At 45.0% G+C, this 12,263-nt stretch carries 9 protein-coding genes and 1 tRNA gene; 6 read left to right on the top strand and 4 right to left on the bottom strand.

Features of this window, described 5'->3' with window-relative positions:
- Positions 1-34: 34 nt before the first annotated feature.
- Positions 35-1,408, bottom strand: coding sequence for an ATP-grasp domain-containing protein (locus tag F461_RS0105005; RefSeq protein WP_020000059.1), 1,374 nt, complete (start codon positions 1,406-1,408; stop codon positions 35-37).
- Between the two features lie 292 nt (positions 1,409-1,700).
- On the opposite strand from F461_RS0105005, the gene F461_RS0105000 reads away from it, so the two are divergent.
- From F461_RS0105000 to F461_RS17130, 5 genes are all read left to right on the top strand, one after another.
- The gene (locus F461_RS0105000) at positions 1,701-3,089 is read left to right on the top strand and encodes an NAD(P)/FAD-dependent oxidoreductase (RefSeq protein WP_020000058.1); all 1,389 of its coding nucleotides are present in this window, start codon (positions 1,701-1,703) and stop codon (positions 3,087-3,089) included.
- Positions 3,090-3,594: 505 nt separating this feature from the next.
- Positions 3,595-3,672: transfer RNA gene (locus tag F461_RS0104995), tRNA-Glu, on the top strand.
- A 702-nt stretch (positions 3,673-4,374) separates the two neighbouring features.
- Positions 4,375-6,315: a SpoIIE family protein phosphatase gene (locus F461_RS0104990; protein WP_020000057.1), complete on the top strand. Its 1,941-nt coding sequence runs from the start codon at positions 4,375-4,377 to the stop codon at positions 6,313-6,315.
- A 29-nt stretch (positions 6,316-6,344) separates the two neighbouring features.
- Positions 6,345-6,683, top strand: coding sequence for an STAS domain-containing protein (locus F461_RS0104985; RefSeq protein WP_020000056.1), 339 nt, complete (start codon positions 6,345-6,347; stop codon positions 6,681-6,683).
- Between the two features lie 3 nt (positions 6,684-6,686).
- The gene (locus F461_RS17130) at positions 6,687-7,094 is read left to right on the top strand and encodes an ATP-binding protein (RefSeq protein WP_020000055.1); all 408 of its coding nucleotides are present in this window, start codon (positions 6,687-6,689) and stop codon (positions 7,092-7,094) included.
- Between the two features lie 245 nt (positions 7,095-7,339).
- Here the strand turns inward: F461_RS17130 and F461_RS0104975 are convergent, their stop codons facing one another.
- The 3 genes from F461_RS0104975 to dgcN are packed head-to-tail and all read right to left on the bottom strand — an operon-like array spanning position 7,340 to position 10,195.
- Positions 7,340-8,185 (bottom strand): D-amino-acid transaminase, encoded by an 846-nt coding sequence (locus F461_RS0104975; RefSeq protein WP_020000054.1) that lies wholly within the window; start codon positions 8,183-8,185, stop codon positions 7,340-7,342.
- A gap of 16 nt (positions 8,186-8,201) precedes the next feature.
- Positions 8,202-9,203 carry an N-acetyl-D-Glu racemase DgcA gene (dgcA, locus tag F461_RS0104970; protein WP_020000053.1) on the bottom strand — a complete coding sequence of 334 codons (1,002 nt, stop codon included), beginning with the start codon at positions 9,201-9,203 and terminating at the stop codon, positions 8,202-8,204.
- Positions 9,194-10,195 (bottom strand): N-acetyltransferase DgcN, encoded by a 1,002-nt coding sequence (dgcN, locus tag F461_RS0104965; RefSeq protein WP_020000052.1) that lies wholly within the window; start codon positions 10,193-10,195, stop codon positions 9,194-9,196. Before dgcN ends, dgcA begins: the two co-directional genes overlap by 10 nt.
- Positions 10,196-10,981: 786 nt before the next feature.
- On the opposite strand from dgcN, the gene F461_RS17125 reads away from it, so the two are divergent.
- Entirely contained in the window at positions 10,982-12,196 is a 1,215-nt protein-coding gene (locus tag F461_RS17125; protein WP_020000051.1) for a PAS domain S-box protein, read from the top strand.
- Positions 12,197-12,263 lie beyond the last annotated feature (67 nt).

Here is a 12,263-nt window from a genome sequence, read left to right as displayed (position 1 = left end):
TGTTCATCGGGGTTTCGTTGTTGTGTGTGGCGTCCTATTTAAGAATTCGCTTTGGTTGTTCCGGTGCTAACCCTTGCGGATATAGTGTGATACTCCGCAGGAATGTGTCAGCAATGAATAATCCTGTTTCGTTGAATGAACCATTTATATGCAATAGGGGCTCGGTCCAGTTTAGGGTGCTGATTTGTCCTCCGGGGTCAACAGAGACGGATTCTTTTGGAGTCTGCATTACACCAAATGGGAGCTTTTGATATTCATCAAGTTTTTGAACAGTTACAAGGTGAGGCTGTGTATTATGGAAGATCATCTGTCCCAGTTGTGGCTGCTTCTTAGTAAGCTCTCTAAGCGGAATCTGAGGTGGTGGTGGTAAGCCTAAAAATGCTGCCATGTGTGTCATATATACATCTGGTCTATCTAGAGCTTGGTCAACGCTGGCGCACATCCTTGAGGATTCAAGGAAACGAGGGTTGGCCTCGATAAAATAAAGTTGTTCATCATGAAGTAACGCATCCATACCAAAGGCACCAATAAAGCCTTTCGACGCAAGCCATTGTCCTACATCACGAACCATTGCCTCTAACTGGTTAATTGTATTGTCTTGCAGCTCGTGAATTATTCCAAAATCGTTACCGGAATATCCTACATTGTGTGGGGTAAGTTCCGGTACGCCAATACATTGCAGACTCAGCGGGTGTAAGGAAACTCTCCCATCTGAAAATACGGTTGCAGACACAGAAAGAGATGATGCTCCGGAAAAATAAGGCGAGAAGGCAATAAGTTCAGCGTGGTGCTGGGTAAGCCAGTCCCACGCGGTTTCAAAACTTTCTTTAGAATCAACACGCACAAGTCCCGGCCCTGCTGATGCAGCATTAACGCGTAGCATGATAGGGTGCTTCATAGTAGCGCGGTATATCTTTTGTTTAGAAGCTTCTGCCATCTCAAGGTATCTCCAAGGGATAACACGTATGCCATTGTCGTGCAGTGCTGTTTCGATCCATGTTTTATGGTTAAACGGATGCTGAAATTCTGAAAACAATCCTAAGAGGTTAGTGTGCTTGTGATGTAGGAAGTATGCCGTATCAATGAAGGCCATAGGTTTGTAAGGAATAAGGCAGCATGGTTCCTCTAACTCCTTAATCAATATACGGCGTAACTCCTTAATTCCTTCCGATGTGTCGGAAGAGGCGTCGTACTTGTACGGGTTTACTCTATGATTCATCATCTCTTCATAGGTATACTCGGTAATTGCTTCGTGCTGTGCGGGGCTTCCGTAACAGATTGAAACAATGTGATTTTTAAAGTCGGTAAGCGGGATAGCATCGCACCCTCTACTCCCGACCCAAACGATCTTGCGATCTTTGATCTTTCCGTAAATATGCTTTCGGTAAGTCGAACGTTCTGTAGGCATAAGTACCTCAGTTCTGGAGTTTGGGGTTAATACAAAACTCTTTTCGATGCGCTCGGGCGCATCGTCCCTAAGAGTGTATTGCAGGTAGAATGAAGCGCAATATTATAGAATGAAGGAAGCAGGTTTTTTTTGAATTTGAAAAAATGTGAGTTGACACAGTTCAGGATTTGAGTACAGGATATACTAAGCCATTGTGCGCGCGATTTGGAACGCACGTCGCTTGAGGCTGTTTTCCCTGTGTTTTTAGGGAACGTGCGGCCTAGGCCAAATAGAATGTTTGGAGATTGCTATTATGTCTAACAAGACAGATTTTGATGTTATTGTTGTTGGCGGCGGCCCTGCCGGGCTGTTTGCTTCCTACTACCTTGCAGAAAATTCTAATCTTTCTGTATGTATGATTGACCGCGGCCCGGCGGTGAAAAATCGAACATGCCCAATTGGAAAAACCCAGAAGTGCGTGAAGTGTAAACCTTGCCATATCCTTTCCGGTATCGGTGGGGGCGGGCTTTTTTCCGATGGTAAGCTGAACTATATCCATAAGCTTGGAAAGACTGACTTGACCCAGTTCATGGGACTGCAGGAAGCGAAAGATCTGATCGATGAAACAGAAGTGATCTTCAATAAGTTTGGCATGGATGGCCCTGTCTATCCTTCGAACATGGATAAAGCGAAAGCTATTCGTAAAGAAGCAAACAAAAACGGTATTGATTTGCTTTTGATTAAACAGAAGCATCTTGGTTCTGACTGCCTTCCTGATCACATCGACAATATGTCCAACTATATTTCTGAACGTGGTGTTGAAATAAAAACCAAAGAAGAAGTAAAGCGTGTTGTCGCAGAAGATGGAAAAATACGGGGTGTTGAAACCAACCAAGGCACCTACACTGCCAAGCAGGTAATTCTTGCTCCGGGTCGTGTCGGTGCAGATTGGATCAGCTCTGTGTGCAACGAATATAATTTGAAGGTTGCCCAGCGTGGTATTGAAGTTGGAGTACGTGTTGAAACACATAATGACGTAATGTCTGACATTACAGATGTTGTGTACGATCCGACGTTCTTTGTGCGTACTTCAAAATATGATGATCAGACCCGTACTTTTTGTACAAATCCCGGCGGTTTTATTGCACTCGAAAATTATCAGGACTTTGTGTGCGTTAACGGGCACGCTTTCCGCGATAAAAAATCAGACAACACTAACTTTGCGTTCTTATCCAAAGTAGTGCTGACTGATCCGGTTTCTGACAACACCGGGTATGGAACCGCTATAGGGAAACTTGCTACCATCATTGGTGACGGTAAGCCGATTTTGCAGCGTCTTGGTGACCTGCGCCGTGGCAGACGCTCCACGTGGACTCGAATTAACAATGGCCACATTGCACCAACCATGACAAACGTTGTGCCGGGTGACATCGCAATGGCACTCCCTGAGCGTATTGTGACAAACCTTGTTGATGGTCTTGATCAATTGAATTCTGTAATTCCGGGCATCGCTGACGACGGAACTCTTTTGTATGCCCCTGAGATTAAATTCTTTGCAACTCAGGTCGAAACTTCCGATGATCTTGAGACAGCAATTGAAGGCCTCTATGTCGCTGGTGACGGTCCTGGGGTAGCAGGTAATATTGTATCCGCTGCTGCAACCGGCATTGTTCCGGCTAAGGCAATTATTGCAAAGAGCTAGCTAGGAACTCACCCTGCTACAGAGCATCGTGGGATTGGAATATATAATGATAACGCTGCGAACCCTAGGGGACGCAGCGTTTTTTATTATGAAAAGGCAAAAAAAAAGACCACCAAATGGTGGACTACATTGTTATGGGACAAAAGAAGAGAGAATCTACCTACAAAATCTGTTAGCGTATTGCTGCTTGTTTCGGCCTTGTCATGCACTTTGTGCATCGGCTCCGAAACTGGTAATTTTTATTCGGTAGACTCTCTCACTGTCTGGTGGTTCTTAGTTCCCATTAGCCTTTCTTATCCTCCGTTAGGGTTGATGGATATATGTAATGGAAGATATACCGATATAAGCTTCCTTAGCTCACCTTTAAGATAAGACCGTCTGAGCAGTCTGGCAAGTAGAGAAAAAGAATTTTTATAGAAAATAATTAAAAATTGAGTTGACAGTATGGCCCGTTTTCCATAAATAGCTCTTCGCACGTGAGGGAACTCACGAAGCACGAACAAGCGTCCCCATCGTCTAGCCTGGCCCAGGACACCTGCCTTTCACGCAGGCGACAGGGGTTCAAATCCCCTTGGGGACGCCAACGTATATCAAGCTCTCACAGCTTTGCTGTGAGAGCTTTTTCGTTTTTGGCGCCCATCCGGGTAACACGTCCGGGTAATTTTTTTCCTGCGTTGTGGCGTCATCATCGTCGTTTCCTTTCCCAGATGTCTCGAAGAATGCGTTAGGATGCTTTACCCAAGGTCTTAAGCATGTTGCCTGCCATACTGTCCAAATGGGTAGTAATCCCCCCTCCCCGAAAAATAAGATGCCCTGAAAGTAGAATTATCTCCGAGGGTAACCATAGGAGATTCTACATGAAAAGATCACCTCATAAGGAAACCTGAATGTGAAGCCAGAGAGTTCCATGGCTATGTTGAATGGCTTCTAAAAATTGAGAATCTGGTTTAAGAGAATAGTTCTATAAGTAAAAGATGTTACTTGCGTTCAGTGTGATAGGAATGTAACTTTTTCCTAATCTAATTCAATTAAATTGTAATCTGTTCCCCTTAGTAGGATGCCCTTTATGCTCATAAAGGGGATAGTAAAAAGCAGCGCGGCGTCTTGAGTCATGTCTACTTATTACCTTCGTATAAGTCTGATGTGATAGATTCAAGCTAAGTGGTGTGAAGTCACGAGTACCAACTTAACCGCCTTTGTTTTCAAGTTGGCTGGTTTTGTAGGAGTCGGTTGACTTTGTGTTTACAATTAAAATTTCCCAGTAAGTACTTTTTAGGGAGCAGATGTGTCACGACTAAGTTTTGGTGCACGACTTACGATTTATATACTATTTGCAACTATATCAGTTTTTTTACTTGTCTTTGGATACAATTATACTCGAACAGAACAGACAATCCGCGAATTAAGTCGGGAAAGTGCCCGCTATCTCGCTACGGGAACCGTCGGACGGATTGAGCAAGTTTTACAACGCGTCGAACAGGTACCGCGTTATCTTGCTGCTCGTTTGACTGCGAACGATATCTCTCCGCAAGAAGTTGAGACTGCGCTTAAAGATTTTGTGTCCTCTAATCCCGACGTTTATGGTGCTACAGTTGCTTTTGCTCAAGGGGGATTGCCTGAAGTGGATAAACCCTACGCACCGTATTTCTATAAAAAAGGGAATGGGGTGCAAATGGTGCAGTTGGGCAACGAAGGGTATCAGTACTGGTATCAGGATTGGTATATGTTCCCGAGGCAGGCTGGAAAACCTGTGTGGAGTGAACCGTATTTTGATACAGGAGGTGGAGATGTGGCGATGACAACATTTTCTGTTCCTGTATACCGCACCATTAAGGGTAAAAAGAAGTTTTTGGCTGTTATCACTGCTGATATAGCCATTGATTGGCTTAAGCGCATTGTTCAGGATATTAAGATCTATGAAACCGGCTATGCCTTTATTCTTACCTCAAACGCTGTGTTTGTTGTGGATCAGAATGATGATTTCATTATGCGTTCTGACCACACTATCTATGAGTTAGCAATTGAAGCTGAAAATCCAGAGCTGAAGACTCTCGGCTATCGTATGACCGCAGGCAAAAGCGGTATAATGTCTATGCTTTCTCCAAAGACAAAGAATGCTGTTGAAGTGTTGTACACGCCGATTACTGTAAACGGCTGGAGTCTTGGGGTGGTAATTCCTGAAGACGAACTTTTCAGCGAACTACATGCCCAGAGCATCACCATTTTTGTTTTGGCAATCAGCGGGATTCTTGGAATAGCTGTGCTCGTTTGCTTTGTGGCGTATAACGCGACACGTCCCTTACGTGCACTATCTGCTAGTGCATCAGAAATTTCCGAAGGTCATCTTGATGTTGGACTTCCTTCCGTATCTCGTATGGATGAAATAGGAAGGCTTGCACTTTCGTTTGAGGAAATGCGTACAGCCTTGAAAGAGTATATCGAAGATTTAACCAACACCACGGCGGCAAAAGAGCGCATTGAGAGTGAGCTGAAAATTGCAAAAACTATTCAGGCAAACTTTCTCCCTAAGCGCTTTCCACCGTTTCCGGATCGGGGTGAGTTTGATATCTTTGCCACTTTGATACCTGCCCGTGAAGTTGGAGGGGATCTCTACGACTTTTTCATTCTCGATGATCGGCATTTGTTTTTCTCTGTAGGAGACGTTTCAGACAAGGGGGTGCCTGCAGCACTCTTCATGGCCGTTACGAAAACTCTCATGAAGGGGATCGCGGAACATGAGCGTGACCCTGCACAAATACTTTATCGGGTAAACGATGAACTGGCATCCGACAACGACAGCTGCATGTTTGTTACATTGTTTTGCGGCGTTCTTGATTTGCATACCGGCGAGCTTGTCTATTCTAACGCTGGGCATGATGCTCCTTTCCTGATTCGGGAAAATGAACTAGTTGGTGCTCTTGAACTCCCACCGGGGCTAGTACTAGGGGCTATGCAGGGAGCTTTGTACCAAAACAGGCGAATAACATTAACCGCTAACGATAAACTATTGCTTTTTACAGACGGTGTGACGGAAGCAATGTCGACAGATGGGGAGCTTTTTTCAATGGAGCGTCTTTCTGCAGTCGCTTCTAAAAACGCGGACAAACCTATTCAAGAGTTGACTGATTGTGTCATGAGCGCAGTGCAGTCTCATGCAGAGGAAGCTCTGCAGTCGGATGATATTACTTTGTTAGCACTGCACTGGCATGGACGCCCTCGCGATTGAACTTTTACAAACAGTAGACAGGAGCAACTATGGATATAATGAAAGATTTCAAAGAGGATATTGCCATTGTAACTGTAAATGGAAAGATGGATGCGGTTAATGCGGGACAATATCAGGAAGCTATTGAAGTCTTGTTGAATGACGGGGCTACAAAATTTGCCGTAGATTTGTCTGGGCTGCAGTACATATCCAGCGCGGGGCTTCGAAGCATTCTTATGGGCGGTAAGCTTATTGCGAGCAAGTCAGGTACACAAGTCATTTGCGGTCTTTCTGGCATGGTGAAGGAAGTATTTGATGTTTCAGGGTTTAGTACCATGTTTTCTGTAGTGGAGACGCAACAAGATGCGCTAGTACAACTCGGAGGCTAAGATATGCTTTCTATTGAGCTTCCTGCGGTCATGGAGAACTTGCAGGTTTTCCAAGAAGCAGTAATCCGTGAAGCCGAGCTTACTGGCTTCTCCTCTAAAGGGGTCTTCAGTCTTCAGCTTGTTCTTGAAGAGGTTTTCATGAATATTGTTAATCATGCATATGCTGATAGTGAATCTGGCCCCGTGTCGGTCGCTGTTGAATCTGCTCCTGGTGAAATGCGGATTCGTATTGAAGATCATGGAGCTCCGTTTAACCTTTTAGAGGCAGATAAGCCGGATACGACATTAGATATGGAAGACAGAGCCATAGGTGGTATGGGGATAATGCTTATTCGCCAGATGGCTAAAGAGTTAAGTTATCTTCGAGAAGACGAAAAAAATATCGTACACATAACTATGGTTGATTCATAAAAGAGTGTGTTGCCTAGCAGGAATTCTTCTTAGATTTATTAGAACATTTATTACGAAAATTGTTTTAATAGGCTGAAGTTATTCTGTATAAGATGGTACAGGCAACAGTGTGGGGCAATATGCCTTGGTTAGATATGATTTCAGGTAACAGCCGGATAATCAAAAAAGGCCGGCAATAGATATTGCCAGCCTTTTTGTGCATATGTGCGAAGGTCTATGTTTACAGACAGTAACGCAGCATGCCGTTAGATGGCAGCTTTGCGGCTTTCTTCAATATAGATCTGGTTGAGACGGGTGGCCACAGGACCTACCTTTCCGCCTGAAAGCTCAACATTGTCGATTTCAACAACAGGGCACACAAAGGAAGTGGCGGCAGTAACAAAGGCTTCCACTGCCTGTTGTGCTTCTTCAATGGTGAAAGGGCGTTCTTCGACTTCCATGTCCAGTTCTGCTGCAAGCTTCAACACTGCGGCACGGGTAATGCCATGCAGAATAGATGTGGAGAGGTTGCGGGTAATGATTTTGCCCTCTTTGGTCACAATGTATGCATTGTTGGATGTACCTTCTGTAACAAAGCCATCCTGAACCATCCATGAATCATCTTTTCCTGCTGCTTTTGCCATCATTTTTGCCATGGAAGGGGCAAGAAGCTGTACAGTCTTAATATCGCGGCGACCCCAACGGATATCTGGAACTGAGATTACGCGAAGTCCGGATTTTTCGGCTGTAAGTGACTTGGCTTGTGTAAAGAGAACAATTGTCTGCTTGGCGTCCTTAGGGAATAGGAAATTTCTGTCCTCAGCGCCGCGGGTAATCTGCAGGTAGATAGCACCTTCTTCAAGGTTGTTCCGCTTGATCAGTTCACGATGAACTTCAAGGAGTTCTTCACTGCTGATAGGCATTCCCATCTGGAGTTCGCCAAGGGAACGTTCGAGGCGGGTTACGTGGCCTGCGTAATCCACAAGCTTTCCGTCAAGAACAGCGGTTACTTCGTATACACCGTCGGCAAACAAGAAACCGCGGTCAAAGATTGAGACAGTGGCATTTTCTTCAGGCATGTAGCTGCCGTTTACATAAACTGTACGACTCATGATTATCCTTTTATCTTTACGATAGTTCTTTCTGAGTAGAGGAGTTATCGGGGGCACCCCATAACTCCGGTTGCGGTGGGTACACATGTTTGGCGTCATAGGTCAGTCCGTGGGGTCTGTCTTCGGCCAGAAGAAGTGGACCATCTAAATCGGTCACAGCCGCATTCTGAGCAACAAGCACCGCAGGAGCCATGGCAAGAGAAGAGCCTACCATGCAACCGACCATAATCTGGTAACCGTTTTTTATCGCAAGCTCCCGTAACGCCAGAGCTTCGGTGAGTCCACCAGTTTTATCGAGCTTAATGTTGACCATATCGTACTTGCCCTTCAAGGCAGGTAACGAATTGCGGTCATGACAGGATTCGTCTGCACAGACTGGCAGGATGCGCTCTATATGAAGCAGGGCATCGTCAGCACCGGCAGGGAAAGGCTGTTCGACCATCTCTACCCCGAGATTAACCAGCACCGGAGCAATTTCTTCATAAAGTTCAGGGGTCCAGCCTTCGTTGGCATCGACGATAATTCGGGCATCGGGAGCACCTTTGCGCACAGCTTCGATGCGGGCTATATCACCCTTGCCGCCAAGTTTAATTTTTAAAAGAGGGCGAGATGCATTTTTTGCGGCCTCAGCAAGCATATTTTCCGGTGTATCCAGCGAAAGGGTGTACGCGGTAACTTCCGGTGTTGGATCATCTAGACCTGCAAGTTCCCATACAGGCTTTCCGGAAAGCTTTGCTTCCAGATCCCATAGGGCGCAGTCAACTGCATTGCGAGCTGCGCCTGCAGGTAGAAGCGACTGGAGAGTCTCGCGTGTAACAGGCAACGTGAGTGCTTCAATTTGCGCCATAACGCTTTCAACAGTTTCGTTGTACCGAGCGTACGGTACACATTCTCCGCGCCCGATGACCCCGTCGTGTTCGATTTCAACACGAACGACAACAGCTTCGGTTCTGGAACCGCGTGAAATAGTGAATACTTTCGCGAGAGGAAAGATGTCCTTACTTATGGTTACACGCATTCAAGAGCCTCTACAAGACGACCGGCACCTTGTTTGAAAGGATCGACAGCTGGAATGCCCAACTGTGCTTCAAGTTCCTTAAGGTAGTTGAGTGCAGCGGTTTCTTCCATGTGTTGAGTGTTTACTGAAACGCCCACAACTTTGCAGTCAGGATTGACCACTTGGGCCAAACGTAAAGCAACATCCCGCAGATCTTCGAGTGAAGGCTGTTGGTAGTCAGGTAGTCCGCGCATATGTTTGCGAGTGGGTTCGTGGCAGAGAATCAAGGCATCCGGTTGGCCGCCATGTACAAGAGCCATAGTTACACCGGAGTAGGAAGCATGGAACAGGCTGCCTTGGCCTTCGATGATATCCCAGTGGTCTGCGTCGTTATCAGGTGTAAGCCACTCAATGGCACCAGCCATGAAGTCGGCGACAACAGCGTCAAGAGGAACTCCATTGCCTTCAATCAATATTCCGGTTTGACCAGTGGCGCGGAAGGTCGCTTTCATGCCGCGTTCTTGCATCTCACGGTGTATGGCAAGAGCCGTATACATTTTGCCAACAGAGCAGTCGGTTCCAACAGCGAGACAGCGTTTGCCTGAGCGTTTTTTTCCATTAGCAACAGGGTAGTTAACAGACGGGATGCGGACGTCGTGCAGAGTGCAGCCGTTTTTTTCGGCGGCAGCGACCAGATCAGGTTCGTCGCGGAGTAGATTGTGCAGGCCGGAAGCTATATCCATTCCAGCTTCGAGGGCTTCAATAAGGAGAGATTTCCAGCTTTCAGAAATGATACCACCACGGTTGGCAATGCCGATAACTAATGTTTTAGCTCCGGCAGCTACTGCGTCCTGAATTGACAAATCTGTAATACCAAGGTCGGCGTTACAGCCTTCCATGCGCAATTGGCCTACAGTGGACTCTGGACGCCAGTCATAGACGCCTTGTGCCATCTTTGCAGCAAGACTGTCAGGGGCATCTCCAAGGAACAGTAAATAAGGTGCTTCAAACATGGGTGTATCTCCGTATTTAGCTGGGTTTATACATTCTTATATTGTGGTCGTAGACCGGGTATATGGGTAAGCCATAGTCAGTTGTTGTAGGTGGAAATGAACATAATTGTAAAAAAATGCTCTTTATGTGTATTTTTGCGCTTTTTTGCGAAAATTGGCAATATTCAAATAATCAAAAAGCATGGTGAGGATTGTTGAAACGAGCAGGGTGGTTTGTGAAGAAAAAAAGAGAGTGATTACTGTTTGTTTTAGAAGTGCATGCGGATGCGGGTATCCTGTTTAATGCGGCGATAAAGAGACAGCGTTATGTATAAGTTGGCTGTATGATACCTTTAAAGGCCAGAGGGTGAGGAACGCATCAAAATTAGGTGTTCTTTTTGATGAACCAAAGGTGAAAATGGTGAAGGAAGGAAAAAAAGCAGTTTTTGAAAGGCTCAGAAGCGAGTTAATTGTCTTTTTAGAAACTGTCTGAGGAGCATCGTCGCTTGTGAAGTCTTGCTTCATTGTCTCGTGTTATGTGGTGTTACCTTATTCAAATACTGTGCTGCATTGCAGGACGGTGCGTTGCGTTTTTTCAAGCTATTTTTTTATGATTTGGATTTATTTTGCCTGTGGAAAGAACGGTATCACTAAGCATTTTGTTAGGCAGACATCTGTTCTTTTTTTTATGTACTATACCCGCGCCGAGACCGTTAGGTTCCGTAAAATATCATATGGAGGCCCAGATTGGTGCTGTACCCGATTTACGTGTATGAAGTGTAGATTGGAGTCAACTTGGAGAGAACTATGAAAGAAACGTTACGTAATCTAATTGAACCTGAGAACAAAGATTTATTTCAAGAGCTAACTGATTCATTCAACGATGTTGTATTGTTCTGTAACAATCATGGAGTTGTTATAAAAAGCAGCATAGGTGCTAATAAATTTTGGGAATGTGAAGTGACACATAAAACTTTATGGTCTCTTATGGAAATACCGGTTGGCAATATAAATGAAATGCTTTCTCGATATCCAGCAGGGCGTACTTCACGTATTTCTTTGTCAAAGAAAGGTAAGTGTAACCTGTGGGTGATGCCCATTCCGCAACTGCTTGCGTCCAATGGTGGCTTTGTGGCTACTTTGACGCCACTGGCTGAACTGCAAGAAACATATGAAGAATGTTTGCATGACAATATAATAGCACGAAAAGATTCATTTAAACTTTTTGGGGCGTTATTTGATGCTGCGCCAGATGCGACAATTCTTGTCGACCAAGATCTAACGATTCTCAGTGCGAACCCTACGGCCATGAGGCTGTTTGCGTTTTCTGATGTAGAGAATGATTCCATTTCGTTACTTACGATAATTAAGGAGTCGTTGAGGGACATTGTATTAAATGGGATTTCCAGTTTAAGCGGAGGCCGACTATGGTGTGGGGAGCTTGTCGCTGTAGGTCATTCCGGAGAAGAAATACCTGTTACTATAACTGTAAAGCAGGTAAGATTATCAGACCAACTTCTTTTTCAGGTGATGCTCAAAGATTTAAGTCGGCGTGCTGAACTTGAGGAAAATTTGAAAGACCGTGAAGAGGAGTTGGACTCAATGGACAATACGTTGCGAACGGTTATTCGGTCGGTTGAAGAAGAAAAGCAGGAGTTTCGTGAAGAAGTAATAGGGCAAGTTAAACAGTACTTACTGCCGACAATTGACCGAATAGCCGAAGTCTCTTCACAAGATTTACGAAAAAGTTACAGTGGAATTCTTAAATCGCACATTGAAGATATTTCAGAAAACGGCACAGAGGTCTCAGATGAAATGCTGTCGTTATCAGCAAGACAACTGGAGATCTGCAAACTTATTCAGGTTGGAATGAAGGGCAAGGAGATTGCAGAACTTTTGAATATATCTTTTGAGACATTGCAGAGTCACCGTAAGAACATTCGTAAGAAGTTGAAATTATGTGGGACAAAGATATCTTTGGCAGCCTATTTAGCGAATCGAATAGATCTTGATTTTGAATAATCGGGTATGAAATGTATAGTTTTTATACCCGAACCGCCCCCGCTATCCCCCCTTGTAGCTATACCCG

Origin of the sequence: Halodesulfovibrio aestuarii DSM 17919 = ATCC 29578, from assembly GCF_000384815.1 — a bacterium.
Taxonomy (GTDB): Bacteria; Desulfobacterota; Desulfovibrionia; order Desulfovibrionales; family Desulfovibrionaceae; genus Halodesulfovibrio; species Halodesulfovibrio aestuarii.
This window is presented reverse-complemented; position numbering and strand designations above follow the sequence as displayed.

What these genes read in the sequence shown, in the direction of transcription:
- F461_RS0105005 (WP_020000059.1), bottom strand. Translation starts at nt 1,408, where the DNA reads ATGCCTACAGAACGTTCGACTTACCGAAAGCATATTTACGGAAAGATC.
- F461_RS0105000 (WP_020000058.1), top strand. Translation starts at nt 1,701, where the DNA reads ATGTCTAACAAGACAGATTTTGATGTTATTGTTGTTGGCGGCGGCCCT.
- F461_RS0104985 (WP_020000056.1), top strand. Translation starts at nt 6,345, where the DNA reads ATGGATATAATGAAAGATTTCAAAGAGGATATTGCCATTGTAACTGTA.
- F461_RS17130 (WP_020000055.1), top strand. Translation starts at nt 6,687, where the DNA reads ATGCTTTCTATTGAGCTTCCTGCGGTCATGGAGAACTTGCAGGTTTTC.
- F461_RS0104975 (WP_020000054.1), bottom strand. Translation starts at nt 8,185, where the DNA reads ATGAGTCGTACAGTTTATGTAAACGGCAGCTACATGCCTGAAGAAAAT.
- dgcA (WP_020000053.1), bottom strand. Translation starts at nt 9,203, where the DNA reads ATGCGTGTAACCATAAGTAAGGACATCTTTCCTCTCGCGAAAGTATTC.
- dgcN (WP_020000052.1), bottom strand. Translation starts at nt 10,195, where the DNA reads ATGTTTGAAGCACCTTATTTACTGTTCCTTGGAGATGCCCCTGACAGT.
- F461_RS17125 (WP_020000051.1), top strand. Translation starts at nt 10,982, where the DNA reads ATGAAAGAAACGTTACGTAATCTAATTGAACCTGAGAACAAAGATTTA.